Annotated in this window: 13 protein-coding genes; 11 read left to right on the top strand and 2 right to left on the bottom strand. The window is 57.6% G+C overall.

Annotated features, from left to right (window positions below):
* The first annotated feature begins 176 nt into the window (after positions 1 to 176).
* The 8 genes from AC1DK3_RS20665 (at position 177) to AC1DK3_RS20700 (ending at position 8,988) form a co-directional block, all read left to right on the top strand.
* Positions 177 to 1,643, top strand: a complete 1,467-nt coding sequence (locus AC1DK3_RS20665; protein ID WP_477194116.1) for a tetratricopeptide repeat protein — start codon at positions 177 to 179, stop codon at positions 1,641 to 1,643.
* A gap of 52 nt (positions 1,644 to 1,695) precedes the next feature.
* A complete protein-coding gene (locus AC1DK3_RS20670; RefSeq protein WP_477194117.1) occupies positions 1,696 to 3,012 on the top strand; it encodes an NtaA/DmoA family FMN-dependent monooxygenase in 1,317 nt (438 codons plus the stop codon).
* Between the two features lie 43 nt (positions 3,013 to 3,055).
* On the top strand, positions 3,056 to 4,120 hold the full coding sequence (locus AC1DK3_RS20675) for a putative urea ABC transporter substrate-binding protein (protein ID WP_477194118.1): 1,065 nt from the start codon (positions 3,056 to 3,058) through the stop codon (positions 4,118 to 4,120).
* 10 nt (positions 4,121 to 4,130) lie between these two features.
* Complete coding sequence (locus AC1DK3_RS20680) at positions 4,131 to 4,952, top strand: ABC transporter permease (RefSeq protein WP_477194119.1); 822 nt, start codon at positions 4,131 to 4,133, stop codon at positions 4,950 to 4,952.
* A complete protein-coding gene (locus AC1DK3_RS20685; RefSeq protein WP_477194120.1) occupies positions 4,949 to 5,722 on the top strand; it encodes an ABC transporter ATP-binding protein in 774 nt (257 codons plus the stop codon). The genes AC1DK3_RS20680 and AC1DK3_RS20685 overlap by 4 nt, the downstream gene beginning before the upstream one ends.
* Before the next feature lie 95 nt (positions 5,723 to 5,817).
* Complete coding sequence (locus AC1DK3_RS20690; RefSeq protein WP_477194121.1) at positions 5,818 to 7,218, top strand: selenium-binding protein SBP56-related protein; 1,401 nt, start codon at positions 5,818 to 5,820, stop codon at positions 7,216 to 7,218.
* Between the two features lie 6 nt (positions 7,219 to 7,224).
* A complete protein-coding gene (locus tag AC1DK3_RS20695) occupies positions 7,225 to 7,884 on the top strand; it encodes a hypothetical protein (protein WP_477194122.1) in 660 nt (219 codons plus the stop codon).
* Between the two features lie 219 nt (positions 7,885 to 8,103).
* Positions 8,104 to 8,988, top strand: a complete 885-nt coding sequence (locus AC1DK3_RS20700; protein WP_477194123.1) for a glycosyltransferase family 2 protein — start codon at positions 8,104 to 8,106, stop codon at positions 8,986 to 8,988.
* Positions 8,989 to 9,014: 26 nt separating this feature from the next.
* On the opposite strand, the gene AC1DK3_RS20705 is transcribed toward AC1DK3_RS20700, so the two are convergent.
* Positions 9,015 to 10,976 (bottom strand): glycoside hydrolase family 5 protein, encoded by a 1,962-nt coding sequence (locus AC1DK3_RS20705; protein ID WP_477194124.1) that lies wholly within the window; start codon positions 10,974 to 10,976, stop codon positions 9,015 to 9,017.
* A gap of 395 nt (positions 10,977 to 11,371) precedes the next feature.
* Here AC1DK3_RS20705 and AC1DK3_RS20710 point away from each other — a divergent pair, with 395 nt between their 5' ends.
* A complete protein-coding gene (locus AC1DK3_RS20710) occupies positions 11,372 to 12,367 on the top strand; it encodes a glycosyltransferase family 2 protein (RefSeq protein ID WP_477194125.1) in 996 nt (331 codons plus the stop codon).
* A gap of 30 nt (positions 12,368 to 12,397) precedes the next feature.
* Here AC1DK3_RS20710 and AC1DK3_RS20715 read toward each other — a convergent pair whose 3' ends face one another.
* A complete protein-coding gene (locus AC1DK3_RS20715) occupies positions 12,398 to 13,468 on the bottom strand; it encodes a glycosyltransferase family 4 protein (protein WP_477194126.1) in 1,071 nt (356 codons plus the stop codon).
* A gap of 598 nt (positions 13,469 to 14,066) precedes the next feature.
* On the opposite strand from AC1DK3_RS20715, the gene AC1DK3_RS20720 reads away from it, so the two are divergent.
* Together AC1DK3_RS20720 and AC1DK3_RS20725 are read left to right on the top strand one after the other, a co-directional pair.
* Positions 14,067 to 14,780, top strand: a complete 714-nt coding sequence (locus AC1DK3_RS20720) for a sugar transferase (RefSeq protein ID WP_477194127.1) — start codon at positions 14,067 to 14,069, stop codon at positions 14,778 to 14,780.
* A 41-nt stretch (positions 14,781 to 14,821) separates the two neighbouring features.
* Entirely contained in the window at positions 14,822 to 16,492 is a 1,671-nt protein-coding gene (locus AC1DK3_RS20725) for a nucleotide-binding protein (RefSeq protein WP_477194128.1), read from the top strand.
* Position 16,493 lies beyond the last annotated feature (1 nt).

Consider the following 16,493-nt stretch of genomic DNA (forward strand, 5'->3'; position numbering starts at 1 on the left):
CAAAGGTGCTGCCCAAGTTCCTGGTGCTCCAGCGCACTCTGTATCGCGGAACGCACTTTCCGCTGAGGCCGCCGCCACAAAACACAAGATGCGTTTCGCAACGCGTTCGCCCGAACGACACCTGCGGCGAACGAAGGATTCGCGCGCCCAAGGGACTTGAAGAAAAGAGAACGTCTATGGAAAACGACCAACAGGGACTGGCGCTCACCGGAGCGACCGAAAAGGGCGCAGCGCTTTTTCGCAGCGCTCTCGACGAATTGGTCTACTTCAAATCCTCGGTACTTTCGACGCTCGACAAAACGATCGAGGAAAATCCGGGCTTCGCGCTTCCCTATTTCACGCGGGCCTATCTCGATCTCTTCATGACGGAACCGCAGTTCGCTGAGCGTGCAAAGAACACGCTGGAAGAACTCAAGACGAAAGTAGATATCGAAAAACTCTCGAGCCGAGAGCGGCATCACGCGGCGGCAATCGAGGCATGGATCGGCGGCGATCTGCGAAAATCCGCGCGAATTCTCGATCGGCTCGGCCTCGATGAACCGCGCGATATTCTGGCGCTCCGCATCGGACACGAGCTGGATTTCTTCGCTGGCAATAAAAGAAGTTTGCGCGATCGCATCGCACGCCAGCTGAACGCATGGTCTCCATCGGATCCCCACTATGGCATCGTACAGGGATGCTACGCCTTCGGCCTTGAAGAAAACGGCCAATACGAACGCGCCGAAGAGCACGGCTTGATCGCGCTGAACGTTCGCCCCGACGATGTTTGGGCGCTGCACGCCGTAACGCACAGCTTCGAGATGCGGGGCGCAATCGCCGACGGCCTTCGCTTCATGAACGAGCGCAGCGGCGATTGGGCGGAAGGCAATCTCTTCAGCGCGCACAATTGGTGGCACAAATCGCTGTTCAACACCGATATCGGCAACTACGCGGCCGCTTTCGAAATCTATGACAAGGCCATCTTCAACCAGGCCTCGCCGAAGATCGCCCTTGTCCTGCTCGATGCATCGTCATTGCTGTGGCGTCTTCATCTTCAGCGGGTTCCTGTCGCGGATCGCTTTGCTGAACTCGCCGATGCCTGGGATGCCCTGGCGTCGGACCCCTTCTACGTCTTCAACGATGTACATGCTGTCATGGCCTACGTCGGCAGCGGCCGCGTCGCCGACGCGCGCGCAGTCGTGAGCCGCCTCGAGCAATACGTCGCCGGCTGCCATCAAGGCACGAACAATTACCACAACACGGTTCGCGTCGGTCTCCCGCTCTCGAGCGCGCTCGTCGCTTTCGGCGAAGACCGCTACGAAACGGCCCTCGATCTTCTTTACGACGTTCGCGAAAACGCGATCGACATCGGCGGCTCCGAAGCCCAGCGCGATGCAATCGATCGGACGCTGCTTGAGGCGGCGATCAGAAGCGGCAGCTCGAACCTGGCCTCAGCGCTCGCGTCGGAACGCGTCAACCTCAATCCGAACAATCCGTACAACTGGTCGAAAATGGCCGAGGCGCTTCGCTTGTCGCAAGCTCTTGAGCGTGCCGGCGAGAGCGACGCCCGATCGCTATCGCTGAAAGATGAGGTCTTGCGGAGCCTCGATTGGCGAGAACCGCGAAGCAGCGCCGCCCCGACCGCCTCCGCTTTCCAGGCCTGACGCAACAACAACGCCCCCCTTCCATCACCAAAGTTAAAAGGACGAACTCTCCGTGTCATCGAAGAAATTCCACTTGGGTTGGTTCACGAACTTCACTTCAGACGAGTGGAACGAGCCATTCTCGAACGGCGGCAATTCCTGGGACGGCAAGTTTCACATCGAGATGGCTCAATCTCTCGATCGCGCCGGCTTCGACTTCATCATGCTCGAGGACAAGCTCGCTATTCCCGAAGCATACGGTGGCAGTTTCGAGGTTTACCTGAAGCACGCCCTCGGCATGGCGCCGAAACATGACCCGGTTCCACTCGCGACCTTGCTTGCGGCATCCACCAAAAATCTCGGCGTCGTCGCGACCATGTCCACGCTCGGCTATCCGCCGTTCCTGCTGGCACGCCTGTGCTCGACCGTCGACCACTTGGCCGGCGGACGCTTCGGCTGGAACATCGTGACGAGCGCCGAAAACGCCGCCGCGCAGAACTTCGGCCTGGATCGCTTGCCGCCGAGAGAGGAGCGTTACGAACGAGCCCACGAATACATGGACCTCGTCTTCAGGCTTTTCGATTCCTGGGAAGACGGCGCCATCATTCGCGACCGCGCATCGGGAACCTACGCCGACTTCAAGAAGGTCCACACGATCGACTTCGAGGGCAAATATTTCAAATCACGCGGTCCCTTGAACACCGCGCGGTCGCCGCAAGGACGTCCGACGCTTCTGCAAGCCGGCGGATCGCCAACCGGCCGCGACTTCGCGGCACGTTATGCCGACGCCATCATTGCAGTCAGCGGCGGCGTAGCGGGGATGAAGGAATACCGCGACGACATCCGCGCGCGCGCCAAGAAGCACGGACGCAATCCCGATGACATCAAGGTGATGTTCCTCGTGACGCCAGTGCTCGGAGAAACCGAACGCGAAGCGCGCGACCGGCACGAGCGCATCACAGAAGCCCCGCGCTTCATCGAGCAGAACCTCGCATTGATTTCCGCCATCACCGACATCGACTTCAAAAAGTTCGATCTCGACAAGCCTTTGCCGGAACGCCTCGTCACGAACGGCGAGCAGGGTTCGCTCGACATGTTCCAGCAATGGGGCACCAGCAAAAACCTACGCCAGCTCGTCGTCGAGGCCTCAGGCGGCATCTGCGCCTCGATCGAACTCGTCGGAACGCCCGATCAGGTCGCCGACCAAATGGGCGAAGCAATGGAGCAAGTCGGCGGCGACGGATTTCTGATCACGACGCCGAGCCTCTCCACCAACCGCCGGCATATCGCCGAGGTGACGGACGGTCTCGTACCGGCCCTGCAGCGCAGGGGACTGGTCCGCGACGGCTACACACACAAAACACTGCGCGACAACCTGCGAGCATTCTGAAGCATCAACCCGAACCTTCTTTCGCCCCTCACGAGGAACTGTCATGAAACGAACTATACTTGCCGCCGTTCTGGCATTTGCAGCACTCCTGCAAGCCGGCACCCAATCCGTTCACGCGGCTGAAAAGCCAACATTCAAGCTCGGCTGGATCGTCTTTACGCCCTGGATGCCCTGGGGATACGCGCAGCAGAGCGGCGTCCTGAAGAAGTGGGCAGACAAGTACAACGTCAACATTGAGCTTGTGCAGCTCAATGACTATGTCGAGTCGCTCAATCAATATTCAGCTGGTGGTCTCGACGGCGTCCTCGGCAGCATCGCCGATGTCTATTCCATCCCGGTCGCCAACGGCGTCGATACCACGATCTTCCCCATCGACTATTCGAACGGCGCCGATGCCGTCATTTTGAAGGGCAAGGACGAGCTCGCCGACATCAAAGGCCAAACTGTCAATCTGGTCGAGTTCTCGGTATCCCACTATCTGCTCGATCGCGCTCTCGAAGCCGGCAATCTGAAGCACGACGACGTCAAGCGGGTGAACACATCGGACGCAGATTTCGTGGCGGCCTATAAGAGCCCCGACGTCTCCGCGATCGTCGCATGGAACCCGCAGGTCGAGCAGATTCAAAGCTCCGGCGACGCCCACATCGTGTTCGACTCGTCCAAGATCAACGGCGAAATCTTCGAGTCCATCCTCCTGCGCACGAGCAAGCTCAAGGAAAACCCCGAAGTCGCCAAAGCCCTGCTCGGCGCATGGTACGAAACAGTCGGCATCATCAACGGAACGTCACCCGAGCGCGCTGACGTCATCAAAGCGCTTGCGACCGCTTCGGCCACCGATGTGGCAGGCTATGAGCAGCAATTGAAGTCCGTCGTCATATTCTCGGACGCGAAGGCTGCCCTCGCATTCGCTGAGAGACCTGAAACCAAGGATACGCTCATCCGTGTCCGTGATTTCGCCCATCGCTACAATCTCCTCGGCAAGGACGTGAAGGATGCGAACTCGATCGGCATCGAACTGCCGAGCGGCGAAGTCGTCGGAGATTCCAAGAATGTCCTGCTGCGCTTCGACAGGTCCGTCTTGGAACTCGCTGCGGCCGGCAAACTCTAAGCAGCATCTCATGGCCCGCTTGCTGAACACGAAGCCGTCTCAAGGGCTCACCATTGCCCTCGGGACGGCGCCATTCCTAGCCGTCGCGACCGTCTACGCAATCGCGTCGGCGGAGCGGCTGCTGGTCAACGCCCGCGACAATCTCTTGCCGTCGCTTCAATCCATGTTCGCAGGACTGGAACGCGTCGGCTTCGTAGTCGATCCGACGTCCGGCCACCTGGTGTTCCTCGCCGATACGCTGGCGAGCCTGGAACGGCTGGGCATCGGACTGGGAATCGCCGCCGCAATCGGACTCATCATCGGCTTGGCTGTCGGCCTCATTCCGGTCGCGCGCGCCACGCTCGCGCCGTTCATCTCCGTGCTGTCGATCATCCCGCCGATTACGCTTCTGCCGATATTGTTCATCGCGTTCGGCTTAGGCGACGTCTCAAAGATCATCCTGATTGTAATTGGCATCACGCCATTTATTGCGCGGGACATCGCAGCGCGAACGCAAGAAATTCCTCAGGAAATGCTGATCAAGGCGCAGACACTCTACGGATCGACATGGCTGATCACGCTGCACATCGTGCTGCCGCAGATCTTTCCGCGCCTTCTCGAAAGCATTCGCCTGAGCCTCGGGCCGGCGTGGCTCTTCGTCTTGTCCGGCGAAGCGATCGCCGCGCAAAGCGGCCTCGGATACCGCATCTTTCTTGTCCGGCGATACATGGCGATGGACGTCATCATCCCCTACGTCATCTGGATAGGTATTTTAGCGTTTACGCTGGACCTCGCGTTACGGTGGGGTGCGAAGCGGCTCTCCCCCTGGTCACAACCTGGAAACACACGATGACCCAGATTTCCGTTCGCAATCTGAATGTCGTCATCGGCGATCATCCCGTCCTCTCCGACGTCAACCTCGACGTCGCGAGCGGCGAATTCTGCGTCGTCACCGGCCCGTCGGGAAGCGGCAAGACCACGTTTATCCGCCTGCTCCTCAGCCAGCTTCGCCCTAGCGCCGGAGAAATCACGATCGACGGCGCGCCCATTTCACCCTTCCCGGCCCCGGACCGCGGGGTCGTGTTCCAGGACTACTCGGTCTTTCCGCACAAGACCGCGTTGCAGAACGTTCTTATCGGTCCGCAATTCAAACGCTCGCGGTTCCTCGGCCGTATCTTCGGTGAAGAACGTATGAAGCTTATCGAGGAGGCTAGGCAGGCCCTCGCCGATGTCGGCCTCGAACAGGCCGCATCGAAATACCCGAGCCAACTGTCGGGCGGCATGCGCCAGCGTTTAGCGATCGCTCAAGCCCTGATCTGCCGGCCAAAGGTATTGCTACTCGACGAGCCTTTCGGTGCTTTGGATCCCGAAACGCGCGCGCAACTGCATCGCGTCGTTCTCCGGCTTTGGCGTGAAAGCCGCACGACGATCGTCATGGTGACACACGATCTCGCCGAGGCTCGCACGCTCGCAACGCGGCTTGTATCCATTGGATTTGCCCTGGGCGGGGGCGGAACCATCGCGTCTGATGGATCTCCTGAAGCCACCTCGACTGTCGTCACATCGTTTACGGAAAAGAGAAGCAGTCAGACAAACCGGCAGAAAAAACGCAAATACCGCTAGTCAAATCCTGCATATTCTAAGCGATTTTCGCTGACAGAGCCCGAGCATCCGCGCTTACATAGGCGCGGCGGTTTTCAATTGAACGGAGACCAACAATGGTCCAGAGACCCGACCCAACGTTCTACGCATCTCCGAAGCTCGCGAGCGAAGCTCCCCCAGAGAAGTTCGCCTACACCCTGCTGCTCAGTCCGGACTTCTCCAAGCCCGACGCACTCGCAATTGTCGATGTCGATCCTTCGTCCGCGCAGTATGGAAAAATCGTACACACGGTGACGATGCCGAACAAAGGCGACGAGTTCCATCATTTCGGCTGGAACGCGTGCTCGTCGGCACTGTCGCCGCTGACCGGCCACGCATTTATCGAGAGACGATACCTCATCATTCCGGGGCTCCGGTCGTCGCGGCTTTACATCATCGATACCAAGCCACATCCGACCCAGGCGAAAATTCACAAGATCATCGAGCCGGAAGAGATCTTCCACAAAACCGGCTATTCGCGCCCTCATACCGTGCATTGCGGACCAGATGGCATCTACGTCAGCACACTTGGCGGCGCAGGTCCCGACGGGACCGACGGACCTCCCGGCATCTTCATCCTCGACTGCGAGACCTTCGACGTGCTCGGCCGTTGGGAGATCGATCGCGGACCACAGCTTCTGCACTATGATTTCTGGTGGAACCTGCCGCGCGACTACATGGTGAGCAGCGAGTGGGGCCTGCCGCCGCAATTTGAAAAAGGCATCGTTCCGGAAGACCTGCTTGCCAACAAATACGGCCATCACGTTCACTTCTGGAATTTGCGCGCGCGCCGCAACGTTCAAACCATCGATCTCGGCGCCAACCACCAAATGGCGCTCGAAGTGCGCCCAGCGCATGATCCCGCGCGCGAATATGGCTTCCTCGGCGTCGTCGTCGACACGACGAACCTCGAAGGATCGGTCTGGACGTGGTGGCGGGAAGGCTCGGAGTTCCGCATCGAAAAGACCGCGACGATTCCGGCTGAACCCGCCGATCCGTCATTGTTGCCGCCCCTTCTGAAAGGCTTCGGCGCAGTTCCCCCGTTGATAACGGACATCGACCTCTCTCTGGACGATAAATTTCTCTACGTCGCATGCTGGGGCACTGGCGAGCTTCGCCAATATGATGTCACCGAACCGCGCAAACCGAAGTTTGTCGGCAGCCTCCACGCGGGAGGCATTGTCCGGAAAGCCGCTTTGCCCGATGGGACGGCCTTCGCAGGCGGACCGCAAATGCTCGAAATCAGTCGCGACGGAAAGCGCGTCTACGTAACGAACTCGCTCTATTCGACGTGGGATGATCAATTCTATCCGGAGGGCGTGCCGGGAGCCATGGCGCTCGTCAACGTCAATCCGGCGGGCGGCATCACCTTCGATAAAACGTTCCGGGTGGCGGTGCCTGATGGATATCGCGCGCACCAAGTGCGGCTCGAAGGCGGCGATTGCTCGACCGACTCGTTCTGCTATTCGTCGGCTTGATTGACAATGGATAATGGCTGGAACACCGCACTCTGGCTCGCGGTTATTGCGAGTGGAGTTTATCACGGGCTCAACCCCGGCATGGGTTGGCCCCTCGCGGTGGCGGCCGGATTGATTGAACGCCGCCCGTCGGCGCTCTTTGGCGCACTGGCACCACTTGCCGGCGGACACTTCCTGGCGATGGGCATCATTTTATTGCCCTTCGGCATGTTGACGGCTCTGCAGTACTGGAACCATGAGATCCGCGTCGCGGCGGCCTTGATCGTCATCGGCGTCGGCATTCTGCTGTTCGTCTATCGCCGCCATCCGCGCATACTCGCCCGCATCCCCCCGGCGGAACTCGGTCTTTGGTCTTTTGCCATCGCCGTTGCTCACGGCGCCGGCTTGATGCTGGTCCCGATGTATCTCGGGCTTTGCACCGCGAAGCCGTCGTCACTGATGGACCACGACGCCACGATGTCGATCGTTGCAAACAACCTCGGCCTAGCCATCCTCGTCTCGGCCGTGCACGCGATCGCCATGATCGCGGCCGGCGGTGTCGTCGCATGGGTCGTCTATCGCTATTTCGGCTTGCAGGTTCTGTCCAAAGCCTGGATCAATCTCGACGCCTTTTGGGCCGGAAGCCTGATCGCCGTCGGACTTGTCGCCGTCGCCGGATCTATTTGAGGCGATCGCTCAACGTTGCACCAATTTTGAAGCAACGAGACTCCAACCGGTCCTTAAGATTGATGCCATTTATTAAGCTAAGGCAGCACGTCCCGCGACGACGAACGACATCATTGGCTAACTGTCGGTTGTTATGTCTAGTAGCAACGAACTATGCTTGAGTTGGGTTGAAGCAGATCTCGCAGACCTCATTTCTTTGCCAGCGTAACGGAAAAGCTGATGATGGCAAACGATGCACCGCAAGCGGCTCTTCTTACACTTCTCGTCTGCACTTTGGGCCGCGTGAAACCGCTCGAGCGCCTGTTGCGATCATTGAACGCGCAAACGCGCAAGAACTTTGAAGTCATTATCGTCGATCAAAATCCCGAAGGATTCCTGGACGCGACGATCCGGAAATTTCCTGCACTCCGCATAAGACATTTGCGCTCGCGGCCGGGCCTTTCTCGGGCAAGGAACGTCGGCCTCGCAGCGAGTTACGGCCGGTATGTCGGATTTCCCGACGATGACGTCTGGTATCGACCGACGGTCGTCGAAGAAGTGCTGGACACCTTCCGGAGGAATTCGAAGCTGAACATCATCACCGGCCGGTCCATCGATCCCGAAGGGCACGGCGTAACAGTCACGCTGTCCGAGGAAGCACTGATAACGCGCGAAAACATTTTTGAGGCCGGTAACTCCAATACGATTTTCATCGAACGCATGCTCGCGCAATCGCTGAACTTCGATGAAGGACTGGGCCTCGGTGCGGCGAGCGACTTCCAATCGGGCGAAGAAACAGACTTTCTTCTGCGTGCCCTCGGCAAGGGAGCGGCCGGATGGTATTTTCCGGAACTCACGATATTCCATGACCCGATCGATGATCGCGCCCCTATTGCCGAGAGAGCTCGTAGAACCACCGCCTACGCGCGAGGCTTCGGCTACCTCATTCGCAAGTATCGCTACCCGCCGCCCTACATATTGGGAAAAATTGCGAAAACCTCCCTCCGAGGCGCTTGGTGCGTGGCGACCGGAGATTTCGCGGGGGCCCGCCTTAGAATAGCTTGGGCAAACGGGGTGCTCTACGGCTACAGCCGAGGCAGACCCGCATTCCCCGTTCACAAGTAAAGATCCGCATTACGTCCTCACGACCGTCAGCGCGGAATATACTTTTTCAGTTGGTCAAGCATCGGTGGTGGTGTGCCACCTGGGAAGGGTCGCGGCTCGACGAGATAGGGGTAGTTATTATCCCACCACGGGCCGGCGGCCCAATACGTGAAACCTATGTAGCCTCCCTCGGAAGGCGTCGCCATCGCGCTCTTCCAACTGTCGAGCATATTCTCGCCCTCGTGGAGACAAAGGAAATTATTGGCCCACCCCGCCTCACCGATGATGCCCTGCATCTTGTATTTCTTCAGCCACGTCGTGAACGGATCGAGACGACGCGCGCCGCTGAACGGCATGCAGAAGGAGGACGTTCCGGAAGAATCCACGTCAAGGTATTGATGAGCTTCAACGGCGAAGTTGTTCAGAGGATCGTACGCCTTGAGAACCTGTACGCTGTTGTCCGATGAATCCCACGAGTGCGCGCCGTCCCAATAGGAACCTTGAAAAACAATCTTGTTCGGAGCGCCGGCATCCCGAATGGCCAGAGCGATTGTGTTCGCCGTCTTCATCCACTCGAGCGCCGACTGCTCGTGCGGCTCGTTCATCAGACCAAACCAGATGTACGGGTTGTTCTTGAAATGCACGGAGAGTTTCGCCCAGAGCGCCGCCAACCTCTGGTTGGAAACACCGTTCGAGCCCGCCAGGCCCATACCCTTGCCGTCGTCGCTATAATACGATCCGTAATTATGCATATCCAAAATGCAAACAATCTCGTTTCGCGCGCACCGTGATGCCACGCGGCCGAGTTCCTGCATGTCCTGATGGCGAAGTTCGCCTTGCGGGCCGGACTGGATGTTTTGAAACTTGAAGGGGATGCGGAGGATCTTGAATCCCTGCTCCTTGGACCAGTCGATCCGCGCATTCTCCGGATAGACGTAATCTTTGTTGAACGTAGTGCCCTGACCAAATTCACCGCTCGCCATATTCACGCCCATTGCGGGCTTCGCTGGAGGCAATGCCCAGTCCCCGAGATGAACGCCCGCACGGCCAGCATCGATTTCCCCGGTCTCGTTGTCTTTGAGACCCAGAACAAAATCTCCGGATTTAGGATCGTCGCGCGCGGTCAGCGTGAATTTTATGGGAAACTTCGTTTGAGCATCGATGGTCAACACGCCGCTCGCAGGATCGTACGTTCCCGGCGGCACCGCTGCAGCTATCGCATCCACGATGTGGCCCTGAAACGCACCCTCGTCCACCGTACTGCTCGGATCGATACCGATGCGAATCTTGGTAGGCTTCTTGATAGCGGCGCCGCTCTCATCAATCTCGAATGTCACGCTTTCACCCGCAGCAATCGCCGGAACAGAACGCAAAAGCGACCATCGAATTGCGCGATCCTCACCACCTGCAAAGCGTGGGCCCTCGGTGATGAGCTTGAAGGTTGATGAGTCATGAATGGTGGCCGGATTGACCGACCCGGCCGCGATGATGAAATCGATTTGCTCCTGTTTCCCTGGTGCCCACGGAGCGGCATCACTGCCCGTGAAATTCCGCCCGCGCGCAAACTTGAATGGGAAATTCAATTCATAGGTGCCGGGGGACAGGCGATACTGAAAATCATGCGATGTTACAGGCTCGAGTGACAGACCCGGCCGCGATGAAAGAGCCTTTTGCGCGACCACGTCATAGGACTCTTCCAACAGATTGTCGTCGCTCGCCACACCCGAAACTTGCATTTGAACCGTTTGCCCGTCGGCCACACGGCAAGCGATCATGTGGATATTGAAAGGATCACCCTCCTCCAAGACGAGAGGACCGGAACCAATGATATAAACGCCATCCTTCTTGCCCCGGCAAAAAACATCCGGCGATGTCTCGCCGTGTGTGTCTTTGGCAGCGAGGTCGTCTGCGGCGGCGAACGTCTGCGAAGAGAACCCGCCCGCCGTGGCGAAAGCAGCTGTCACGACCGCGATTACGACAACGGAAGGCAGCTTAAAATATACAAACATCGATCCCGCTCCCAGATTCTCTTCTGTCAACGGCGCCGCAACGATTGTCGAACGCATCGATGGCGGAAGCTGTGGCTCGCTTTGGGAATGGTGGTTAGCCCAGCGTTGCGCCCAACACGCGTTCGCCGGTTTGGCAAAACTGGTGGCGCGCGGGATCTGGCCGCAAACGGGATCACTCCCTACGCTGATGAGTGCATTGAAAACAGCAACAACACCTACTCCTGCTCTCAAGGGAAGTTCCCCCCAACGAGCCTGAAGCAATTTTCCGTACGGCGCCGTATATGCGGCATTGATTCTGAGCAGCCGAACCGGCTTGATCGTCGTCGAAGCGAGCGAAACACCTGAGCGCCCCGAGAACCCTGCCGCACGTTGCCGCAGACGAATTGGAGCATCGAATGCCAGATCCGGTCAGTGTGTGCATCCCGACCTACGAACGGCCTCGGCTCCTGCAGGCCGCAATTCACTCATGCGTAACGCAAGCCTACCGGCCGTTGCGCATCGTCATTGGCGACGATTCCCGCACGAACGAAACCAACGAAATGCTCAAAGCCCTCGCAGTTCCCGACGGTGTGAGCATCGAGTATTTGCCAAGGGCCGCGGTCGCGTCACAACGCGATAACATCATCAGGTTATTCAATCACGTCACCACGCCGTACGTCTCGTTGCTACATGACGACGACATGTTCGCACCGGGCGGAATGGACCTTACAATTAAGGCCGCCTGCGAAAACCCCTCGGCGATTGGCGCCTTCGGCGTCCAGGAAATTCTCGACGCGAACGGAGCGCTACTGTCTGCGGAGACAGAACAATTCAATAAAACGTACCTTAGAACCGAAGAGTATTTGGACCGCATTCATAGCGTTTGGTTTTCAGTTCTATCACTGCAATTGCCGAGCAACGGCTTCTTGCTAAGGACCGATCTCGCGAAACGTGCGGCGACGGCGTTGCCGGCTAACCCTGGCTCCGCTGTTGACGTGGCTTTTGCCCTGCGATTAGCGGAGTTGAGCGGCGACGCATTGCTCTTCCTCACCTCCGGCGTAACGCATCGCTATCGGCTGACGCCGGGAGCCGAAACCGAGCGCCTCGATCATCTTCCAATTTACGCATTTTTGCGAGAGATCAACGTTCCCTCCGCCTACAAGGATCTTCAAAGGCAGCGCTTGGTGATTTTCTTAGTTGCGGCCATCAACGAACGGCTGAGTCGCGGAGACGTGCAAACGGCTCGCGAATTGATACTTTCGAACGACTATCCGGCGGAGCGGCGGTGGCGACCGATGGGCATCTTTCACAAAGCCGCAGCGCAACTGAGACTGCCGCCATTTATCGTTCGCCTGCCCTATGCGATCAGCCGCAAACGGCGATTTGCCCGCCAAACTGCCGTAAAAGCCTGAACGGCACTCTCGACATTCGGACCGCAAAAGCTACGAGCCGTTGCGGCGAACCAAAGCGTCCAGCGCCGCAGCATAAGTATGTTGACCAAGATATGACAGGAACTCAGCCTTTGCCTCGCATGCCCGCTTAATTGAACCGGCAGGATCGCTTCTCACTTTTTGAAGTTCGCGCGCCGCAGCTTCCACGGACGGTTCCGCCCAAACGGCGTCGGATACGCCGTGATACGCCGGATCGGCATCGGCAAACGAAATGAGCTTGTACACAACTGCCGACAGCTTGTCTGGCGAGCAAAAATCCACATTACCGGACCAACCCGTCGCGATAACGGGAACCTCCATAAGTATCGCCTCTGCGATCGTCAGCCCAAAACCTTCCGAGCGATGCAACGAGATGTAGACGTCGGCAGAGCAATAAAGTTCTGCGAGTTGTTCATCCGACCAGACTTGATCGATGACGATCGCATTCCGGCTCGCGCCGATCTCGCTCTTGATCACAGCGAGATCCTGCGGATAGCGCTTGCCCTGCGATGTCTTCAGAACAAGCTCGACACCGTCTTCATCGCCGAATGCCGCTCTAAACCCGCGTATGACCGCGAGCGGATTCTTCCTTTCGAAGGAGGAACCCAAATTGAAAATGGAAAGAACCCGGAAAGTCCCGACTTTCGGCTTCGAACGAACCACATTGCCCATGTCGAGCTGGATGGGATGAGGCACCGTAAGCACCGGCTTCGTCGTGTAGCGTTGCATCGTTCGTTGACAGAAACGACTTGGAACCATGAACGCATCGACGAACCGCATGGCGTCGATCCAGTCCTTCGGCAAACACTCTAGTTCCCACGCCCAATACGCAATGTTGTACGAATTGTAGTAGGAGCGGAGCCCTGCCGTGATGATACCGGGCAGCAGCATCGGCGCGTTCAAATGAAATATCGAAACATTCGTTTGAAGGCCGGGGGAGCCACGGTGATACGTTACATCATCCCCGCTAGAGTAAAGTCCCGCGACGTCGCTCGTCGAAATTTCGCAGCCATAATTCTCAAGCTGCTGAATGCAGAGCCGCGCCGAGCGGCCGAGGCCGGAGGCCGATGACAGAAGTCCCACGACCTTGATCTTCGTAGGCGGATCCCGAAGAGAACCACGCGCAGGCGGCATGATCCTCGGCAAAATATGCCGGCGGGCGAAGCGGACAGGTTTTCTGAACAGTTCGCTTCGCAAGAGCACTCACGGTAAAACTGAATCAAATAAGCGCCAGTGAATCGCCCTGCGGGAAAATTCTGAGAAAGCGTAATGCCTCAGGATCGATCCACTAACTTATGACGCGCACGGACAAAAAGACGCATTAGCCGAGCTTTCACTTCTTCAGCTGATAGCTTAGGTTTTTGCGGTGCACCGTGAACCTCCGCTGAAAAGCATAAAACGGAGAACGGATTTTTTCTTATTTAGAAAATAGCAGCGCGACGAAAAGCCAGACCACGAGCGACACGCCTCCGACGAATAGAAGCCCAAGCAATCGGGCTCTTCCCCTGCTGATCTGAGCAGGAGCCAACGAATTGGCAGCATTTGCAGTCGAACGAATATGTTCCTGCGTCGGATCGTTTTTTTGTTCGCCAGAATTGACCGACGATTGAGTGGAATTCATTTTTTCTAATACCTGTGCAGATCTCAGATCTGCGCTGAGTTATAATTTGGAGGAGCGTGCATGCATTTCCGCACTGTCTCTGACGCCGAAACAATTCTTCTTAACGATCAATTTCAACACCGTGAGCTTGCCATCTCCGCAGAGTCCGGAGTGCAAGCGCTGCTTCATGCGCGGGCCCACAAGGCCAATACCGCTTTCTTGAAGCGCTCTCTGGATATCATTGTATCGGGCGCGTTGCTAGCGTTTCTGGCGCCAAGTCTCCTTCTGATCGGGCTCCTCATACGCCTCGAATCCGACGGACCTGCAGTGTTTCATCAGAAGCGCTTCGGTCGGAATGGCAAGGTTTTCACATTAATGAAGTTTCGCAGCATGAAGGTGCAGGAATCCGACGGCGCCTTCATTCAAGCGCGAAGCGCCGATCCGCGCGTCACCCCTCTTGGCCGATGGCTTCGTCGAACCAGCATTGATGAGCTGCCCCAACTGTTCAACGTGTTGATGGGCGACATGTCGTTGGTTGGCCCTCGTCCTCACGCCCTTGCGATGGACCAGCATTATGCCCGTATCGTTCCCCGCTATTCAGATCGACTTCTCGTTCGACCTGGTCTGACCGGGCTGGCTCAGATCTCCGGCCTGCGCGGCCCCACGAATACCATCGAAGATATTTCGATGCGCGTAAATCGCGATCGCGCCTATGTACGGCGCTGGTCGTTCCTGTTGGACCTCAAAATTTTGGCGCGCACGCCTCTTGCCCTGTTCGGGCCAAACGCTCTCTGACCAAGCACTGCCTGAGCACTCGGCCATAGAAAGGCGCTTTGATGCTGGTTCGGAACCACGATGCGCGAAGGGCGACCGCCCATTCGAGCCAATTTCTTTGGGATACCGTCTCGCGCCACCGAACCATTCTGATTGCTTTCCCGGCGCTCTTTCTCGCGATGGCTGCAGTCTACGTATCAATGAGAGGATCGAGCTATACTGCAGCGTCTCGATTGGTCATCGACAATCGAATTCTTCAATTCAATCCCCAGGAAGCCATCCTCCCGACATCGTCGATTAGTTCTCCATTGCTGCAGAGCCAGGTAGCGATCCTGCTGTCCGATAAAATCGCCCACGATGCGATGAAAGCATTGGGCCTTACCAACGACCCTGAATTCCTGCCGAAAACATCTGCGTCAGAAACAGAGCAAAAGAGGGAAGCCCAGGTCCTCGATAAACTACAAAACAAGATACACGCGAGCCGCATCGGCGAAAGCTATCTGATTGACGTGCGCGCAACGTCGGTCGATCCGGTTAAGGCTGCGAAGATAACGAACGCAGTGGTCAAGGCATACCTCGACGATCAGGCGAGTTCGAACGCCGACGTCGCGAACGCCGTCAGCCCGTGGTTGCGCAGCAAGGTCGCGTCACTCGGAACAACGGCTCGCGTCGTGAGCGAAGCAACACCTCCCTTGAAAAGAGACCAACTTCCAGACGGGTTTATCCTTGCCCTCGGGCTCGCATCGGGATTGGTCTTCGGCTTCACGTTGGCGTTTACACTCGACTGGTTCGACAATCGGATAACAACGCGCGAGGCCGTTGAACGGGTATGTGACGCGGAATGCTTCGGCATGCTGCCCTGCATGAAAAAAACGCCGTGGTACTCGAAACTGGCATCACGCAAGCGGTCACCACACACGAACCGCCAAATCGTCGAAGCGGATCCGTCCCTCCTTTGGGCGATAAACAATCCGCAAAGTCACTTCGTTCATACGCTGAGAAATGCCCGAGCGGCCATTCTCGAGCACCAAGACAGCAATCCCATCATTATTGGCATTACTTCTCCTTCGTCCGGCGAAGGCAAATCTGTCGTCGCCGCCAATCTTGCGAGACTTATGGCGGTCGCAAATCAGAAAGTCCTTCTGGTCGACGCGGATCCATATAGCGCCGGCCTTACCGCATTGCTTTCACCTGGAGCTGTCGCCGGATTGGCCCAAGCGCTCGAGGGCCGCAATCTGCCGGACTTACTTTGGACATGCGATCAGACCGGCCTCGAATTTCTGCCCAACCCGCCGAGCGAGAACGGCTCACGCCCCGGCTCGCTGCTGAGCGCGACGAACGAAAATTTCTTCAATGAACTGGCGCGTGAGTACAACAGGATCTTCATCGACCTGCCGCCCCTTGATCCGGTTCCAGACGTCCGTGAGGCTCAGCCGATCGTGCACGGAATGCTGCTCGTCATCGAATGGAATAAAACTTCAGCCAAACAACTGGCGATGATCTTGGATTCAGCGGGCCCCGTAAGATCCAAGCTTATCGGCGTGCTCCTCAATAAAGCCGGCGACAAAATGTTTCGTCGGCGGCGTTCGCCGATGCAGCAGTCCCATGCATCAGCCCACACGAAAAGGAAGTTCAATCCGTCGTCGAGAGGCCTCGGAATGGAGCCACCCGGAGACAACGTCGGAAAGGGTACTCCAACAGTCCCTCATATTGAATGGACAGCGGGAGAATAAA

It is taken from the genome of Hyphomicrobium sp. 01T421, assembly GCF_056398805.1.

What these genes read in the sequence shown, in the direction of transcription:
- AC1DK3_RS20665 (WP_477194116.1), top strand. Translation starts at nt 177, where the DNA reads ATGGAAAACGACCAACAGGGACTGGCGCTCACCGGAGCGACCGAAAAG.
- AC1DK3_RS20675 (WP_477194118.1), top strand. Translation starts at nt 3,056, where the DNA reads ATGAAACGAACTATACTTGCCGCCGTTCTGGCATTTGCAGCACTCCTG.
- AC1DK3_RS20680 (WP_477194119.1), top strand. Translation starts at nt 4,131, where the DNA reads ATGGCCCGCTTGCTGAACACGAAGCCGTCTCAAGGGCTCACCATTGCC.
- AC1DK3_RS20685 (WP_477194120.1), top strand. Translation starts at nt 4,949, where the DNA reads ATGACCCAGATTTCCGTTCGCAATCTGAATGTCGTCATCGGCGATCAT.
- AC1DK3_RS20690 (WP_477194121.1), top strand. Translation starts at nt 5,818, where the DNA reads ATGGTCCAGAGACCCGACCCAACGTTCTACGCATCTCCGAAGCTCGCG.
- AC1DK3_RS20695 (WP_477194122.1), top strand. Translation starts at nt 7,225, where the DNA reads ATGGATAATGGCTGGAACACCGCACTCTGGCTCGCGGTTATTGCGAGT.
- AC1DK3_RS20700 (WP_477194123.1), top strand. Translation starts at nt 8,104, where the DNA reads ATGATGGCAAACGATGCACCGCAAGCGGCTCTTCTTACACTTCTCGTC.
- AC1DK3_RS20705 (WP_477194124.1), bottom strand. Translation starts at nt 10,976, where the DNA reads ATGTTTGTATATTTTAAGCTGCCTTCCGTTGTCGTAATCGCGGTCGTG.
- AC1DK3_RS20710 (WP_477194125.1), top strand. Translation starts at nt 11,372, where the DNA reads ATGCCAGATCCGGTCAGTGTGTGCATCCCGACCTACGAACGGCCTCGG.
- AC1DK3_RS20720 (WP_477194127.1), top strand. Translation starts at nt 14,067, where the DNA reads ATGCATTTCCGCACTGTCTCTGACGCCGAAACAATTCTTCTTAACGAT.
- AC1DK3_RS20725 (WP_477194128.1), top strand. Translation starts at nt 14,822, where the DNA reads ATGCTGGTTCGGAACCACGATGCGCGAAGGGCGACCGCCCATTCGAGC.